Annotated in this window: 15 protein-coding genes and 2 pseudogenes; 13 read left to right on the top strand and 4 right to left on the bottom strand. The window is 44.9% G+C overall.

From position 1 onward, the window contains the following. Positions 1-164 precede the first annotated feature (164 nt). From R3O62_RS17665 to R3O62_RS17655, 3 genes are all read left to right on the top strand, one after another. A complete protein-coding gene (locus tag R3O62_RS17665; RefSeq protein ID WP_005778464.1) occupies positions 165-1826 on the top strand; it encodes a glycosyltransferase in 1662 nt (553 codons plus the stop codon). Between the two features lie 33 nt (positions 1827-1859). Next, positions 1860-4424, top strand: a complete 2565-nt coding sequence (locus R3O62_RS17660) for a glycosyltransferase family 1 protein (RefSeq protein ID WP_005806753.1) — start codon at positions 1860-1862, stop codon at positions 4422-4424. 101 nt (positions 4425-4525) lie between these two features. Beyond that, the gene (locus tag R3O62_RS17655) at positions 4526-5176 is read left to right on the top strand and encodes a hypothetical protein (RefSeq protein ID WP_005778461.1); all 651 of its coding nucleotides are present in this window, start codon (positions 4526-4528) and stop codon (positions 5174-5176) included. Positions 5177-5337: 161 nt separating this feature from the next. Here R3O62_RS17655 and R3O62_RS17650 read toward each other — a convergent pair whose 3' ends face one another. Beyond that, positions 5338-6441, bottom strand: a complete 1104-nt coding sequence (locus R3O62_RS17650) for a TlpA disulfide reductase family protein (protein ID WP_005778459.1) — start codon at positions 6439-6441, stop codon at positions 5338-5340. Positions 6442-6578: 137 nt separating this feature from the next. Here R3O62_RS17650 and potA point away from each other — a divergent pair, with 137 nt between their 5' ends. The 7 genes from potA (at position 6579) to R3O62_RS17615 (ending at position 13490) form a co-directional block, all read left to right on the top strand. After that, complete coding sequence (gene potA, locus R3O62_RS17645; protein ID WP_175413949.1) at positions 6579-7964, top strand: polyamine ABC transporter ATP-binding protein; 1386 nt, start codon at positions 6579-6581, stop codon at positions 7962-7964. A gap of 18 nt (positions 7965-7982) precedes the next feature. Then, complete coding sequence (locus tag R3O62_RS17640) at positions 7983-8780, top strand: ABC transporter permease (RefSeq protein ID WP_317472542.1); 798 nt, start codon at positions 7983-7985, stop codon at positions 8778-8780. Beyond that, on the top strand, positions 8774-9562 hold the full coding sequence (locus R3O62_RS17635; RefSeq protein ID WP_005778454.1) for an ABC transporter permease: 789 nt from the start codon (positions 8774-8776) through the stop codon (positions 9560-9562). The genes R3O62_RS17640 and R3O62_RS17635 overlap by 7 nt, the downstream gene beginning before the upstream one ends. A 67-nt stretch (positions 9563-9629) precedes the next feature. Continuing rightward, positions 9630-10964 carry an ABC transporter substrate-binding protein gene (locus R3O62_RS17630; RefSeq protein WP_317472541.1) on the top strand — a complete coding sequence of 445 codons (1335 nt, stop codon included), beginning with the start codon at positions 9630-9632 and terminating at the stop codon, positions 10962-10964. Between the two features lie 216 nt (positions 10965-11180). Further along, positions 11181-11549, top strand: a complete 369-nt coding sequence (locus R3O62_RS17625) for an RNA recognition motif domain-containing protein (protein WP_005778451.1) — start codon at positions 11181-11183, stop codon at positions 11547-11549. A 310-nt stretch (positions 11550-11859) separates the two neighbouring features. Further along, the gene (locus tag R3O62_RS17620) at positions 11860-13086 is read left to right on the top strand and encodes a 6-bladed beta-propeller (RefSeq protein WP_122330262.1); all 1227 of its coding nucleotides are present in this window, start codon (positions 11860-11862) and stop codon (positions 13084-13086) included. Beyond that, a complete protein-coding gene (locus R3O62_RS17615) occupies positions 13086-13490 on the top strand; it encodes a DUF4891 domain-containing protein (protein WP_032530025.1) in 405 nt (134 codons plus the stop codon). Before R3O62_RS17620 ends, R3O62_RS17615 begins: the two co-directional genes overlap by 1 nt. Before the next feature lie 250 nt (positions 13491-13740). On the opposite strand, the gene R3O62_RS17610 is transcribed toward R3O62_RS17615, so the two are convergent. Continuing rightward, on the bottom strand, positions 13741-14286 hold the full coding sequence (locus R3O62_RS17610; protein WP_005778447.1) for a 30S ribosomal protein S16: 546 nt from the start codon (positions 14284-14286) through the stop codon (positions 13741-13743). Positions 14287-14422: 136 nt separating this feature from the next. On the opposite strand from R3O62_RS17610, the pseudogene R3O62_RS17605 reads away from it, so the two are divergent. Continuing rightward, positions 14423-14662 (top strand): annotated as a pseudogene (locus R3O62_RS17605) (helix-turn-helix transcriptional regulator); the annotation flags it as partial. Between the two features lie 8 nt (positions 14663-14670). Here R3O62_RS17605 and R3O62_RS17600 read toward each other — a convergent pair. Both R3O62_RS17600 and R3O62_RS17595 read right to left on the bottom strand, forming a co-directional pair. Then, entirely contained in the window at positions 14671-15975 is a 1305-nt protein-coding gene (locus R3O62_RS17600) for a Na+/H+ antiporter NhaC family protein (RefSeq protein WP_269095562.1), read from the bottom strand. A gap of 202 nt (positions 15976-16177) precedes the next feature. Further along, positions 16178-16358, bottom strand: a pseudogene (locus R3O62_RS17595) (hypothetical protein). Positions 16359-16485: 127 nt separating this feature from the next. On the opposite strand from R3O62_RS17595, the gene R3O62_RS17590 reads away from it, so the two are divergent. Further along, positions 16486-16896, top strand: coding sequence for a hypothetical protein (locus R3O62_RS17590; protein WP_234130062.1), 411 nt, complete (start codon positions 16486-16488; stop codon positions 16894-16896). Positions 16897-17056: 160 nt separating this feature from the next. After that, positions 17057-17272 carry a hypothetical protein gene (locus R3O62_RS17585; protein ID WP_128703195.1) on the top strand — a complete coding sequence of 72 codons (216 nt, stop codon included), beginning with the start codon at positions 17057-17059 and terminating at the stop codon, positions 17270-17272. Positions 17273-17281 lie beyond the last annotated feature (9 nt).

Genomic DNA, 17281 nt, shown 5'->3' with positions numbered 1-17281 from the left:
TTAAGCGTTTTCCAAAAACACTTAAGTCTTTTTTTATGCTCTGAAACCTCGTTGTAAACGCTTGTTTGTGCTATTTTGCTTATATTTTTTGTATAAAGTATTATTTTTCAATAAATAATGCGTACTTTTGCACCTGCGTAATAAAAAGAGTTTTAAACATTTATATGGTAAAAGATTTATTAACCCCCGATTATATCTTCGAAGCCAGTTGGGAAGTGTGCAACAAGGTAGGAGGAATTTATACTGTTTTGTCCACAAGGGCAAATACGTTGCAAACTAACTTCCGTGACAAATTATTCTTCATAGGGCCGGATGTGTGGCAAGGAAAAGAAAACCCTTTGTTTATAGAATCTGACAACCTCTGTGCGGCATGGAAAGAACATGCCCTCAATAAAGATAACCTTTCTGTCCGTGTCGGACGTTGGAATATTCCGGGTGAACCCATTGTTATCCTGGTTGATTTTCAGCCTTTCTTTGAGAAAAAGAATGAAATCTATACTGAAATGTGGAATCATTTTCAGGTAGATTCGTTGCATGCTTACGGCGATTATGACGAAGCATCCATGTTCTCGTATGCTGCCGGAAAAGTGGTAGAGAGCTTCTATCGTTATAATCTGACTGAAAATGATAAGGTTGTTTATCAGGCACATGAATGGATGACCGGTTTGGGAGCACTATATGTGCAGTTGGCCGTACCCGAAATAGGGACTATTTTCACTACCCACGCTACCTCTATCGGCCGGAGCATTGCCGGAAACGATAAACCCTTATATGATTATCTGTTTGCCTATAATGGCGACCAGATGGCCCAGGAACTGAATATGCAGTCGAAGCACTCTATTGAGAAGCAGACCGCACATCATGTCGACTGCTTTACGACAGTAAGCGAAATCACTAATAACGAGTGTAAAGAGTTGCTGGATAAGGCAGCAGACGTAGTGCTGATGAATGGCTTCGAGGACGATTTCGTACCTCAGGGAACGGCCTTCACCGGTAAACGCAAACGTGCCCGTTCGCTGATGTTGAACGTGGCCAATAAACTTCTTGGAACCAATATGGGCGATGATACGTTGATTATCGGTACCAGCGGACGCTATGAATTTAAGAACAAAGGAATCGACGTGTTTCTGGAATCGCTGAACCGCTTGAACCGGGACAAAGATTTGCAGAAGAACGTACTGGCATTTGTCAATGTGCCGGGTTGGGTAGGAGAGCCCCGCGAGGACTTGCAGACCCGCCTGAAGAGCAAAGAGAAGTTCGATACTCCGCTTGAAGTGCCTTTCATTACCCATTGGCTGCATAATATGACCCACGATCAGGTGTTGGACATGTTGAAGTATCTGGGTATGGGAAACCGTCCGGAAGATAAGGTGAAAGTGATTTTCGTCCCGTGTTATCTGGATGGAAAGGATGGAATCCTGAATAAAGAATATTATGACTTGATATTGGGAGAAGACTTGAGTGTCTATCCTTCTTATTACGAACCTTGGGGATATACTCCGCTTGAGAGTGTAGCCTTCCGCGTACCTACCATTACGACTGACCTGGCAGGCTTCGGTCTTTGGGTGAACAGCCTGAAGAATCAGCATGGGCTTGATAATGGAGTAGAGGTGCTGCATCGTTCGGACTATAATTACTCAGAAGTTGCCGACGGTATCAAGGATACGATCGCGCTGTTCTCGGGTAAAACGGAAATTGAGGTGAAAGAAATCCGCAAGCATGCGGCGGCTGTGGCCGAACAGGCTTTATGGAAGCATTTCATCAAGTATTATTACGAGGCTTATGATATTGCTTTGCGCAATGCAATGAAACGTCAACTAAACTAAGTATTTATTCATCAACAAGTAAACAATAACATTATGAAAATTAAAGTAAGTAATGTGAATACTCCGAATTGGAAGGAGGTAACTGTAAAGTCACGTGTTCCTGCGGAATTAGAGAAATTATCTGAACTTGCACGCAACATTTGGTGGGCATGGAATTATGAAGCTACTGAACTGTTCAGAGATTTGGATCCGACCCTTTGGAAAGAAGCTGGTCAAAATCCGGTACTTTTGCTTGAACGTATGAGTTACGAAAAATTGGAAGCTTTATCAAAAGATAAGGTTATCCTGAAACGTATGAATGACGTATATGCTAAATTCAGAGACTACATGGATGTGAAGCCAGACGATAAACGTCCTTCTGTAGCTTACTTTAGCATGGAGTATGGTTTGAATCACGTTCTTAAAATATATTCCGGCGGTTTAGGTGTACTGGCCGGCGACTATCTGAAAGAAGCTTCTGACAGCAATGTAGATCTTTGCGCGGTAGGTTTCCTGTATCGCTACGGTTACTTTACACAAACGCTGTCTATGGACGGGCAGCAGATTGCCAATTACGAAGCACAGAACTTCGGTCAGCTTCCTATCGACCGTGTGACGGATGCAGACGGAAAACCGTTGGTAGTGGATGTGCCTTATATGGATTACTACGTACATGCAAATGTATGGAGAGTAAACGTAGGACGTATTTCTTTGTATCTGCTCGATACAGACAACGAAATGAACAGTGAATTTGACCGTCCTATCACTCACCAACTCTACGGAGGTGACTGGGAAAACCGTCTGAAACAGGAGATCCTGTTAGGTATCGGCGGTATGCTGACACTGAAAGCACTGGGCATCAAGAAAGATATTTATCATTGTAACGAAGGACACGCTGCCCTGATCAACGTACAGCGTATCTGCGACTATGTAGCTACCGGTCTTACTTTCGACCAGGCTATCGAGTTGGTTCGTGCATCTTCTTTATATACGGTTCATACTCCGGTTCCTGCCGGTCACGATTACTTTGACGAAGGTTTGTTCGGCAAGTATATGGGTGGCTATCCCTCAAAGATGGGTATCAGCTGGGACGATCTGATGGATCTCGGACGTAACAATCCGGGTGACAAAGGAGAACGTTTCTGTATGTCGGTATTTGCCTGCAACACTTCTCAGGAAGTGAACGGTGTGAGCTGGCTGCATGGAAAGGTTTCTCAGGAGATGTTCTCTTCTATCTGGAAAGGATACTTCCCGGAGGAAAGCCATGTGGGCTATGTGACCAACGGTGTACACTTTCCTACTTGGAGTGCTACGGAATGGAAACAGCTTTATGCTAAATATTTCAACGAAAGCTTCCTGTATGATCAGTCAAATCCGAAGATTTGGGAAGCTATCTATAATGTGCCCGATGAAGAAATCTGGAAGACCCGTGTAACTATGAAGAACAAGCTGGTGGATTATATCCGCAAGCAGTTCCGTGAAACGTGGTTGAAGAACCAGGGAGATCCGTCACGCATTGTGTCTCTGTTGGATAAGATCAATCCGAATGCGTTGCTGATTGGTTTCGGCCGCCGTTTTGCCACTTACAAACGTGCTCACCTGCTGTTCACCGATTTGGAACGTCTGTCGAAGATTGTTAATAACCCCGATTATCCGGTACAGTTCCTCTTCACAGGTAAAGCCCACCCGCACGATGGTGCAGGTCAGGGGCTGATTAAGAGGATTGTTGAGATCTCTCAGCGTCCGGAATTCCTGGGCAAGATTATCTTCCTCGAAAACTACGATATGCAGTTGGCCCGCCGTCTGGTGAGTGGGGTTGATATCTGGCTGAACACGCCGACCCGTCCGCTTGAAGCATCCGGTACATCGGGTGAGAAGGCTTTGATGAACGGTGTATTGAACTTCTCCGTGCTCGATGGATGGTGGCTTGAAGGTTACCGCGAAGGTGCAGGTTGGGCATTGACCGAGAAACGTACTTACCAGAATCAGGAACATCAGGATCAGCTCGATGCAGCTACCATCTACAGTATTCTTGAAACAGAAATTCTGCCGTTATATTATGCCCGCAACAAGAAGGGGTATTCAGAAGGCTGGATTAGAAGTGTGAAAAACTCAATCGCTCAGATTGCTCCTCACTATACAATGAAGCGTCAACTCGACGATTACTATAGCAAATTCTACTGCAAGGAAGCCAAGCGCTTCAAAGAATTGTCTGCCAATGATAATGCGAAGGCAAAAGAAATTGCAGCATGGAAAGAAGAAGTGGTCGCCAAGTGGGATTCCATCGAGATCGTTTCAAGAGATAGAGAAGCAGACATTGCACAAGGCGATATCGAAAGCGGCAAGGAGTATACGATTACCATCGTCGTTGATGAAAAAGGATTGAACGATGCAGTGGGACTGGAGTTGGTTACAACTTATACGACTCCGGAAGGAAAACAGCATGTTTATTCGGTAGAACCATTCAGCGTGGTTAAGAAAGAAGGCGATCTGTATACATTCCAGGCTAAACACAGCTTGTCGAATGCAGGAAGCTTCAAAGTATCATACCGTATGTTCCCGAAAAATCCGGATTTGCCTCACCGTCAGGACTTCTGTTATGTGCGTTGGTTTGTCTGATTGGTATGTAAAGTAAAGAGAGATTTACTATAACTATTTGAAAGGCTGTTTTGAAGTGTATACTGTCAAAACAGCCTTTTATTGTTTAATATCGATGTATTATGAGAAGGTTTTTTATTTTCATTGCTTTCGCACTGTGCAGTTTCTGGCAGTTGAGAGCCCAGGCCGATACGGCTTCGTTCCTGTTTGATAAGTATGAAGATGCCCAGGTGGTTCTCAGAGCCGGTGGTGAATTGAAGTCAAAAATGAACTACAATATAGTAGCCAACAAGTTCTATTTTGTAGATCCGCAGGATAAGCAGGTGAAGGAACTTGCCAATCCGGGAGATATTTTGCTGATCAAGATAGGAGGGCGTACGTTTTATCCGGAATCCAACGGAGCCGGAATAGAAATGTTGCCGACAAAACCGGTAGTGTATGTTCAGTATAAAGCATCTGCACGTAAGGAAGCCCCTGTGGGAGCCTATGGCACCCGTTCGGAAACAACGGCAGTTCAGAGTTACGGTTCTGTCATGAGCAATGGACAATCATACCAGTTGCAAGGTGAGAAGATGATTGTCGGCAACCGGCATCATATCTATTGGGTGGAGAAAGACGATAAAATGAAACAGTTCCGCAATTTTAAGCAATTTGCCAAAATCTACTCAAAGCATCGTGCGGAAATTGAGAAATACATTGGAGAGAATAAAGTGAATTTTGAGAATGTGGATCAGATTGTCAAGCTCTGTTCCTATGCCGATTCACTGAAATAGGTTTGGTTTTGAAAGCCCCTGTCCGGGACATTTGTGAAATGAAGAGGCTGTGTCGAAACTCTTTTTACCACGGAGTAACACAGAGTCTTTTTGTTAATAATCAATAACTTAAAATCGCCTCTGTGTTACTCTGTGTCCTCTGTGGTAAGTTTTGATACAGCCTATTTGTTCAATACTTCTTCCAGTTTGGCTTGGAGCGCTTCTCCGTGCAGGCCACGTGCAAGAATTGTTCCGTCAGCATCAACCAGCATGGTGTGGGGAATACTGTTTACGGCATACAACTGTGCACCTTCGTTCTGCCAGCCTTTCAGGTCGGACATCTGAGGCCAGGTGATGTTTAGCTTCTTGATGGCATCTTTCCATTTATCGGCATCCTGATCGAGAGACACGCCTACGATTTCGAAGTTCTTGCCTTTGTACTTAGCGTAAGCCTCTACGATGTTCGGCATTTCGCGGCGGCAAGGACCACACCAACTTGCCCAGAAGTCAACCAATACCACTTTGCCTTTTCCTACATAGTCGGACAGTTTTACCGGTTTTCCGTCGGGTGTCAGCATCTCGAAGTCGATAAATTTCTGACCGGCAGCAGTCGCTTTCTGCTTTTCGGTAACTTCTTTGATTTTCATAATCAGTTCGTCATTCTGATAGTTGGCAGGTATTTGTTTCAGCAAAGCATCATTCTCTTCGGTAGAGTTTTCATAGAAACTTTGTTTGAACAACATGATACCCACCGGGTTGGTGATGTTTTTCTGTACACCTTCTTTGATAGCTTGGCTGTATGCCTCTTCCAACTGTGAGTATTCTTTTTGTTTTGCCAACTTCTGATCATCGGTCAGTGTGCTGTCGCCCATAGCCTGGTAGATGGCTGCCTGTTTCTGATCGATCACATTGGTTTTGTTCCGTATCTCCTGATAAGCGTCATTGTTCGGAGTACCGGTTGCCGACTTATTATCTTTAGACAGGTTTACGTTGATTTTACCGTTTTCGAGGAAGAAATCTACATATGCTCCGTCACCGTTTTTAGAGTAAGTGATGTAACGGTTCACTGCGGAATCCTGTACGCCTTCGAATGTAAATGTTCCGTTAGCGATGATGGCTGTATCCAGTTTGTTGAACTGTCTGCTTACACGTTCCTGAATAAATACGGTATCGCCGTCGGAAGCGCCTTCCACAGTACCTGTTATCACATAACCGGGTTTGCTGTTATTACAAGATGCTACTCCCAGAGCAACCGCTGCAACAGCCAGATAAGTTAACTTTTTCATTGCTTTAGTATGTTTTATGAATAAATATTTATGCAAAGATAGCCGTTTTTTTTATTCGGAATAGAATTTCTCTGTTATATTAGATTAACATGTATGTACGAATCGGATAAATGTGTACCTTTGCACCCCAAATTAGTATGAATATGCAAGAAAGCAAATCCATTATTGAGGTGAACGGTGTGTCTAAATTCTTCGGAGAGAAGACTGCCCTGGATCATGTGACCCTGAATGTAAAAAAAGGTGAGTTCGTCACCATCCTGGGTCCTTCGGGTTGTGGTAAGACTACTTTGTTACGCCTTATTGCCGGCTTCCAGACTGCTTCGGAAGGCGAAATTAAAATATCGGGGAAGGAAATCACGCAGACTCCTCCGCACAAACGTCCGGTAAACACGGTGTTTCAGAAGTACGCTTTGTTTCCGCATCTGAATGTATATGATAATATTGCTTTCGGGCTGAAGCTGAAAAAGATGCCGAAGCAGACCATTGAGAAGAAGGTGAAGGCCGCTTTGAAGATGGTGGGGATGACGGACTATGAATACCGCGACGTAGATTCGCTGTCCGGCGGACAACAGCAACGTGTGGCTATCGCACGTGCCATAGTCAACGAACCGGAAGTGCTGCTGCTCGACGAACCATTGGCAGCTCTCGACCTGAAGATGCGCAAAGACATGCAGATGGAACTGAAGGAGATGCACAAATCATTAGGGATCACTTTTGTATATGTCACCCACGATCAGGAGGAAGCATTGACGCTGAGCGATACGATTGTCGTCATGAGCGAAGGACGAATCCAGCAGATCGGCACTCCCATTGATATTTACAATGAACCTACCAATTCGTTTGTGGCCGATTTTATCGGGGAAAGTAATATCCTGAACGGTGTGATGATACACGACAAACTGGTACGTTTCTGCAATACCGAGTTCGAATGTGTGGACGAAGGGTTCGGCGAAAACATGCCCGTAGACGTAGTGATCCGTCCGGAGGATCTTTATATATTTCCGGTTTCGGAAGCGGCACAACTGACCGGCGTGGTGCAGTCGTCCGTCTTCAAGGGGGTACATTATGAAATGACCGTCCTTTGCAACGGCTATGAATTTCTGGTACAGGACTATCATCATTTTGAGGTCGGTGCCCTCGTTGGGCTGTTGGTGAAACCGTTTGATATTCATATAATGAAGAAAGAGCGCGTGTGCAATACCTTCGAAGGCAAGCTGATTGACGAAACCCATGTGGAGTTTCTGGGTTGTAACTTCGAGTGTGCTCCTGTCACCGGAATTGATGCCAGCAGCGAAGTGAAAGTGGAAGTCGGTTTCGACAAAGTGATTCTTCAGGATAACGAAGAAGACGGTACGCTGACCGGAGAGGTGAAGTTCATCCTTTATAAAGGCGACCACTATCATCTGACTGTGCTTTCGGATTGGGACGAGAATGTATTTGTAGATACGAACGACGTATGGGACGATGGAGACCGTGTAGGTATCACCATCCCCCCGGACGGTATCAGAGTAATTAAGAACTAATAAAAATAAGAGTTAAGAGTGAAAAGATTATCGGTCTTTTTTTCATCACGTAAGAGTTGGACGCTCCCTTACATTATCTTTTCGGCGATCTTCGTCGTTATTCCGCTACTCCTTATTGTGGTCTATGCTTTCACCGATGACAGCAGACATCTGACATTGGAAAACTTTGCGAAGTTTTTTCAGCATCACGAGGCTATCAATACCTTTGTTTATTCCATCGGTATTGCCATCATTACCACTATCGTCTGTATCCTGCTGGGCTATCCGGCAGCCTGGATACTAAGCAACGCAAAGCTGAACCGCTCGAAAACGATGGTCGTATTGTTTATTCTTCCCATGTGGGTCAACATCTTGGTGCGTACGTTGGCAACAGTAGCCCTGTTCGACTTCTTCAGTGTCCCGTTGGGTGAGGGAGCTTTGATATTCGGTATGGTCTATAACTTTATACCTTTTATGATTTACCCTATCTACAACACCCTGCAAAAGATGGATCACAGTTACATCGAGGCTGCGCAGGACTTGGGTGCCAATCCCGTCCAGGTGTTTTTCAAGGCGGTGCTTCCGCTTTCCATGCCGGGAGTGATGAGTGGCATCATGATGGTTTTTATGCCCACTATCTCAACTTTTGCCATTGCCGAGTTGTTGACGATGAACAACATCAAACTGTTTGGTACCACTATCCAGGAGAATATCAATAATAGTATGTGGAATTATGGAGCGGCCCTGTCACTGATCATGTTGTTGCTGATTGCGGCGACTTCTCTGTTCAGCACCGACGACAAAGATAATACGAACGAAGGAGGTGGGCTATGGTAAAGAAAATTTTTGCCCAGACCTATTTGTGGATACTCCTTTTGCTGCTCTATTCGCCTATCGTGATTATTATGATCTACTCTTTCACCGAAGCAAAGGTGTTGGGCAACTGGACCGGATTCTCCACGAAACTGTATTCGTCACTGTTTACTACCGGCACGCACCATTCGCTGATGAATGCGTTGATCAATACCGTGACCATTGCTTTGATAGCGGCTACGGCTTCCACTTTGTTGGGCAGCATCACGGCTATCGGCATCTTCAACCTGAAGGCACGTTCGCGGAAGGCCATCAGTTTTGTGAACAGTATCCCTATTCTGAATGGTGATATTATTACCGGTATTTCCCTGTTCCTGCTGTTTGTTTCGCTCGGTATATCTCAGGGATATACGACCGTGGTATTGGCGCACATCACATTCTGTACTCCATATGTGGTGCTCAGCGTGTTGCCCCGCCTCAAGCAGATGAATCCTAATATTTACGAAGCTGCCCTCGATCTGGGAGCAACCCCGATGCAGGCACTTCGCAAAGTGATTATCCCGGAGATTCGTCCGGGAATGATTAGCGGCTTCATGCTTGCGCTGACACTTTCTATCGATGATTTTGCGGTAACGGTATTTACGATCGGTAACGAAGGACTTGAGACACTTTCCACCTATATTTATGCCGATGCCCGCAAGGGAGGGCTTACTCCGGAGCTGCGTCCCCTTTCGACGATTATCTTCGTGGTGGTGCTGGCATTGCTGATTGTCATTAACCGGCGTGCGGGTAAGGAGAAAAAGTGATGGCCTTTTTGTTTTAAATCGAAAAAGAAGAGAATTTACGAGAATCAAGAAACTGTATAAAGTGCTAATGAACAAACTATTAATAACCCTTTCCCTGGCGATGTCACTTTTGTTTTCCGGTTGTTACAACTCCGGTGAACCTCGCGAGAAGGTATTGAAAATCTATAATTGGGCCGATTATATCGGTGATGGGGTGCTCGAAGACTTTCAGGCATATTATAAGGAGCAGACGGGTGAGGATATCCGCATCGTTTATCAAACCTTTGATATTAACGAAATCATGCTCACCAAGATTGAGAAGGGACACGAAGATTTCGATGTGGTATGTCCTTCGGAATACATCATCGAGCGGATGTTAAAGAAAAACCTGCTGTTGCCCATCGACACTGTTTTTCCCCATTCGCCCGATTACATGAATGACGTATCGCCTTATATCCGTGAACAGATTGATAAACTGAGTCAGCCGGGGCGGATCGCCAGTCATTATGCGGTATGCTATATGTGGGGAACCGCCAGGATATTGTATAATAAAGCTTTTGTGCCCGAAGCCGATGCCGAAAGCTGGGATTGTCTTTGGGACCGGAAATATGCCGGTAAGATACTGATGAAAGACAGTTACCGGGATGCATACGGAACTGCCATCATTTACGCCCATGCCCGTGAACTCGCCGATGGTAAGGTGACGGTCGAAGATCTGATGAACGACTATTCTCCCCGTGCGATGGAGATTGCCGAGAAATATCTCAAAGCAATGAAGCCCAATATAGCCGGTTGGGAGGCAGACTTCGGCAAAGAGATGATGACTAAAAATAAAGCATGGCTCAACATGACCTGGAGCGGAGATGCCAAGTGGGCCATCGAGGAAGCGGATGCGGTAGGAGTGGAGCTGGATTATGCCGTACCCCGTGAAGGAAGCAACATCTGGTATGACGGGTGGGTGATTCCTAAGTATGCCGGTAACCCGAAAGCTGCCAGCTACTTCATCAACTTCATGTGCCGCCCCGACATTGCCTTGCGGAATATGGAAGCGAGCGGTTACGTAAGTGCTGTGGCTTCGCCCGAGATCATGGAAGCGAAAGTGGACACAACTCTTACATATTATTCCGATCTGAGCTATTTCTTCGGACCGGGTGCCGACAGCCTGCAGATTGACAAGATTCAGTATCCGGATTGTGAAGTGGTGGAGCGTTGTGCCATGATTCGTGATTTTGGTGATAAGACGAAAGAAGTTCTTGAAATTTGGTCACGCATAAAGGGCGACAATCTCGGAGTGGGCATTACTATTCTGATTTTTGTGGTAGTGGGACTAATGAGTGGCTGGATGATTTATAAACGGGTACAGCGCTATAAACGTGAGAAGATGCAGAGACGCCGGAGCCGCAGACGGAGGAAGCAAAGATGAGATTAAAGTAACGTTGAAATCTGAATTTTGATAAAAAAATAAAAGAAAATGATGATTTTGTTTCTCAATCTATTGTAAATGTCTATATTTACCGCGTATTAAAGATTTCTGATAGGATGTGTTTTATTTCCAAGGTACTTGTAGAGTAATTTATCTCCTTATTAAGACTTCTCTAACATAACAAATTTTATTAATTGTATTAATTATTTTTTTTCAATGAACATTTTTATTGCAGGCATCAGCTATAATCTTAGCAACGCCGATTTAGGAGAATTATTCGAAGAGTTTGGAGAAGTTATTTCAGCCAAAATTGTCATGGACAGAGAGACTGGCCGTTCTAAAGGATTCGGTTTCGTAGAAATGCCGAATGACGAAGAGGGAAATGCTGCCATCGCAGCACTGAACGAAAAAGAAATAGACGGAAAAACACTTTCTGTATCAGTTGCACGTCCGAGAGAAGAAGGACCGCGTCGTAATAACAATTACGGTGGTGGTAGTCGTGGTGGCTACGGTAACAACCGTGGTGGCGGTTACGGCGGTGGTAATCGTGGCGGCGGCTATGGCGGCGGTCGTGACAGATATTAATCAAAAGAGATTACCAGTCTGTCCAAACAGACTTGAAGGAGAGATGTCCGGGATTTATCCCGGGCATCTTTTTTTATGTGGTGTGTGGCGGGTGTATAATTTTGTGTACTTTCGCCACAGAGTGTGCGGAGGGTACAAAGAAAAATATTTCTTTCAGACGTACTTATAAACAAAGGATTAAAACTCTGTGCCTTCTGTAGCGTGCCCTATTTATATAGACAAACTCCGGAATGAATAAAAAAAAACTACGGAATATTCGTAAGATATTCGTTTTTATTTTTATCTTTGTATTTATAGAAAAGGAGGGTATATGAAAAATTCCGGGAAATTACTTTTCTTGAGTTCAATTCTGGGGGGAGTATTTTTAGTCTCTTCTTGTTCGGCTGTTCCGAAGATAGAAGAGAAGGACTTATCGGAGCAATGGCCGGTTGTGGCTTCCCGTCAGTGGACCGGTCAGGATTCTGTTGTGGTATGTGATCTAAATGCACTGAAAGATACGATTGACTTACCGCTCAGCTTCTTTGTAGAGGACTTTCGGATCATCAAGTTGGATAACCGCGATGAAGCGATGGTAGGGGTAAGCAATCTATGTGTCTCTGAAAACTACATTCTCGTTTACGGTTCTGTTTATACACTTCATCCCTGCCGGTTGTTTGATAAAAAGGGAAAGTTCATTACCGATATAGGTGCTATAGGGCAGGGACCGGGAGAGTATCGTTCTATATATAAAGCCCGGATTGATGAAAAACATAATTGCATTTATCTGATCCCTTTTGCTAACAGTAATGTTATCTATGTTTACGACTTGAAAGGGAAACCGCTGCCATCCATTCCGCTGCATCGGCCTGTCTCCAAAGCCATGTTCCGGATCAATACGGACAAACGAGAGATTACAGTGGGGGCACTTCCTTTTACCGGATACCCTTTGGTTGCATGGACACAGGATTTTGAAGGAAATCTGTTGGACTCTGTTCCCACACCTAAGCATCTGTTTGTTGTTCCCGATTATAGTAATGATATCGCGTATGGGGCCAATACGGAAGCAGTCGATCTCTATATCTCGACCTTCTGGGAGTTACGCCCTGATACACTTTATCATTATATACGTTCGGAGAGCAGGCTGACGCCCCGCTTTACGCTCGATATCGGAAATCGGAAACGTTCGATGACGATGTATTACGAGTTACCCCGGGTTTATATCGGAAAGTTGGCGGTAGATAAGCAGGTAGGTGACGGACTGTGGGAATCTCAGGATACTTCGTACTTTGTAGTAGATAAGAAATCGTTGCGCGGAACCTTTTTCCGTATAGTGAATGATTTTATGGGAGGTATGCCGGACCGGCTATGGACACCCTGGGCTTTTTACGACAGGCAGTATATACGGCTCGTGGAGCCTGGATCGCTGAAAGCAGAGATCGAAGCCTATCTGAGCGGTATGGCCGGGGAGAGTGCGAATGCCCTGCGGGAGTTTGGTCAGTCGATAGGAGAAGAAGATAATAGTTATGTAATATACGCTAAGCAGAAAGGAGCTCAATAATGAAAAAAGTATTTGGAATCTTGTTGTCGGTTCTGTTGGCCTGCACTTCGTGTGGAGATGGCAGCAGCAAAAGTGAACCTTCGTTTAAAGTATACGATGAATACTCTAAAGAGAAGAAGGTCGAAAAGAAGAATGATATCGGAAAGGCAACCTATATTTTCTGGATAAACAAAGCGGAAGCCAAGAAATTGCGCGGGTTGACTTTTAATATTAAATGTAAAGTCACGATCAACGAAGACGGTAGTATAACGATTCTGGGATATGAAAAAGAACAACCCTACACGGTGACCAAAAGTCTGAAGAAATACCTCAAAACCTTCCGTGTAGACGAGAAAGCTTTGAAAGAAGGAACGGTTAAAACGGGAGATCAGGTCGTTTTTCTGCGTTATGTTGTGCTGAAATAAAAGGCAGTGTTTTTACTGCGAGGATGTGCTGAAATTCACCAAAGGAGATACAGAGTAACACACATTGAATTTTAAGTCATTGATTATCACTATTGATAATCTGTGGCGAAAAGAACTTTTGAGGCAACCCTCTGTGCCTTCTGTGGTGAATCCGGTTGCCGAATGGCCTTAATAAAAAATCCTCCCCGGCAGGACCGGAGAGGATTTTATCGTTTTAATCCTATTTACTAATGATAGATACTGCCGATTATTATTCAGCAGCAGCTTCAGTTGCAGCTTCTTCTGCCGGAGCAGCTTCTTCTGCGGGAGCTTCAGCAGCAGCCTTAGCAGCTTCTTCAGCAGCTTTCTTTTCAGCCAATGCTTTTGCTTTTGCTTCGTTTACTTTCTTTTCAGCTTCCAGACGTGCTTTTTCGTCAGCCTTTTTAGCTTCATCTTCTTTAGCTTTCAGAGCAGCCAGACCAGACTGTTTGTTGTTCTTCCAAGCTTCGAATTTAGCTTCAGCTTCAGCTTCACCGAAAGCACCTTTAGCTACACCGCCAAGGAGGTGTTTCTTCATGTAAACGCCTTCACGAGAAAGGATGTTGCGAACTGTGTCTGAAGGTTGTGCACCTACCAGTACCCAGTGCAAAGCACGTTCGAAATTCAAATCTACTGTAGCAGGATTGGTGTTAGGGTTGTAAGTACCAATCTTCTCTGTAAATTTACCATCACGTGGTGCTCTGCTGTCTGCAATAACGATAGAGTAGAAAGCGTAGCTTTTACGTCCATGTCTTTGCAATCTAATTCTTGTTGCCATTTTAAATAAATGTTTTTAATGAATGATTTGAATTAATGCTATTAACTCGTAATAGCGGGTGCAAAGATAGGGGTTTTGTTTTGATTGACAAAGACTTCCTGTTCTTTTTTATAATAATAACCTCATTCTGAGCTTTTCGTTTGCCGCACTCTATCCCCATTATTTGCCCGCTTTGCGCTGCCAATGCCCCGAACTGACCCGTAACGACGAACTGCTTTGTATGCTGATTTTGCTGAATCAGAGCACTGACGAGATAGCCCTTGCTTTAGGCATTTCGCGTGCCAGTGTCAATTCCGGACGAAGCCGTATCCGCAAGAAGCTAGGATTGGGCAAAGATGAATCGCTCGAAGCCTATTTACAGAATATCCGGAAGTAAGCCGTCCGCTATTCGGAATACCTCCTCGGATAACGGAATAGAATGGCCAGCAGCGCACAGATACCCATTGTAAACGGATAATACAGGTTTCCGATGATACTGAGCGGAGAGATCTGTGCCAGTCCGGCAGCAATCAGCATTTGTGCTCCGTAAGGGATGATCCCCTGTATCAGGCACGAGAAAGTATCGAGGATACTCGCTGTCTTTCTTCGGTCCAGATGAAACTTCTTCGCGATATCTTTAGCAATCGGTCCGGTAGTGATGATAGCGATCGTATTGTTAGCCGTGCAGAGGTTGGCAATGCTCACCAGTGCGGCAATGCTGAGTTCTGCTCCCCGTTTTCCGTTTACATGCCGGGTCAGTTTGTTAATAATGAAATCTATTCCTCCGTTGTAGCGGATGGTTTCAAGCATTCCACCCGCCAGCAGAGTGATGATGATCAGTTCACCCATTCCGGTAATGCCCGTTCCCATAGCTCCGAACCAATCGAAGAATCCGAGGCTGCCTGTAGTGATACCGATTACACCACTGGTGAAGATGCCTATTATCAAGACCAACATTACGTTCATTCCGGCTATGGCCGTTCCCAATACGATAAGGTAAGGAATCACTTTCACCCATTCGATCTCCTGTACCTGTGGCGGAGCAGCTACCGAAAGTCCCTGAAAGATATAGATACCTAATACCACCAGTGCGGCAGGCACTACGATCATGGAGTTTACCCGGAACTTATCACGCATCACGCATTCCTGTGTCTTGGTCGAGGCAATGGTTGTGTCGGAGATGAACGAAAGATTATCTCCGAAGAATGATCCGCCCACTACCACCGCTACCATAAACGGCAGGTCTATGCCGGTTTTTTCCGCCAGTCCGATGGCAACGGGAGTCAGTGCCACGATGGTTCCCACGCTGGTACCGATAGATAAGGAGATGAAGCAAGAAGCCAGAAAAATGCCTGCCAATAAAAGGTTATCCGGCAGAATATGGAGTGTGAGGTTTACAGTGGCATCGATGGCTCCCATCTGCTTGGCACTCTGCGCAAAGGCTCCTGCCAGAATGAATATCCACACCATCAGCATGATATTTTTATTGGAAGCTCCTACCGAGAACTGATAGACGCGTTGTTCCAGATTCAGTCCCCGTGTGATGGCGATGGCATAGCACGACGAGATGAGGAAGGCCACCGTTATAGGAACTTTGTAGAAATCGTTCACCAGGATGGAGGTGACCAGATAGAGGCACAAGAATACGAATAAAGGGCTGAGTGCCCACCAGCCTGAAGTGCTTTTATGTATCTTTTCTTCGTTTATCATTGAATGATTCTTAAAATTTTGAGGTGCAAAGATAGTGAATGATAGGGAGAAAAACGGTAATTTTGCATCGAGAAGTTACGAAAAGAGTGTAATTTATTGGAAATGAGCGTAGGTTAATTGCTCTTTATAGTAATAGGTTACGATTTAGTTAGTTATCTACTGCATTATCCTTCTGCGCGTTGCGTAACCTTCAAAGAACTCTTCATATGCAAAAGTAGCTATTTAATTCGAGATTTTGATATAAACTCCCGTTTTTTTATCCCCTCATTCATAAGATTTTTCCGTAAAAGCGGTTTTGTCCGTCGGCACACCATTGCCCAAAACGAGTTTTGAACAAACGTGTGCCGACTACCGCATAGCCGGAGAAAAGGGCATTGCCTCACGCCTAAACGATGTTTAGACTGATGATGCGATGCCCCTTTCTTTTGCGCCTATGCCAAGAGGTGCTTTTACGGGTTTTCAAATGATTTTTCTTTTTTCGCTGTCCCTTTTGCCGGAAGCGGAAAGTGAATGCAGAGTGTGTCAGCCTGCCTCATGAATGAAACAGGCGGCCACACACAGCCGGACAAACCGGGAAGAATGATTGTTGCCACCCGGCTGGACAAGTTCCGTCGGATCGGAAACAATCATACTTCCTTTGTTGTGGTTTGCCCTTTTCACGCTTCCGGTGATGTCTTTTTCCTTTTGGTGATTCTTTTTTTTACGGATTTTCCCCTGAAGTTTTTTTCTACCCAATCTGCCTCTGTTTTCGTTTACCTCCTTTTTGCGCCTTTCAGTGAGCCGCATCAGTCAGTCATTTTCGTTCTGGGCGCAAAGGTAATTCCGGGATTGGACGGGAAAGCAAGGTCAAGCCTCCTGTTTTCGGTAAAAATCTCCAGCCCTGCGGGTAGTATTTTGACCGAAAAACCTTGCATTCCCTAATCCCTACCTTTTCAAGCACCCGAAACGAAAACGACCGATGCGACAGAAAGACGCATAAAAAAAATGTCGGATAAACGAGAGGCAGATAAGATAGTTTGAAACTCAACTCCCTCAGCTCTTGAATCCGCATAAAAAACAAAAAATCAAAAACAGCGAAGATATGACAGCAACGGCAAATTTCAGACAAGTGGCGCAATACATCGGGTTGGCGATATGCGGCTTGATGATGCGCACCGCCTTCGGGATGTTCGGCATCCTTTGGGGCATCATCAGAGAGATTGTAAACGGAGTGTTCCGAGTGGCGATAGGTGTAATCGTGGCTATCCTTTCCACCATTGCCTTCTTCGGCTTCATCCTTTGGTTATTCACCCTTTAACCCTTACCG

Origin of the sequence: Bacteroides hominis (assembly GCF_033042785.2) — a bacterium.
In the GTDB taxonomy this organism is placed as follows: domain Bacteria; phylum Bacteroidota; class Bacteroidia; order Bacteroidales; family Bacteroidaceae; genus Bacteroides; species Bacteroides hominis.
The sequence above is the reverse complement of the archived record's forward strand: the minus strand, read 5'-3'. Positions and strand labels throughout refer to the sequence as shown.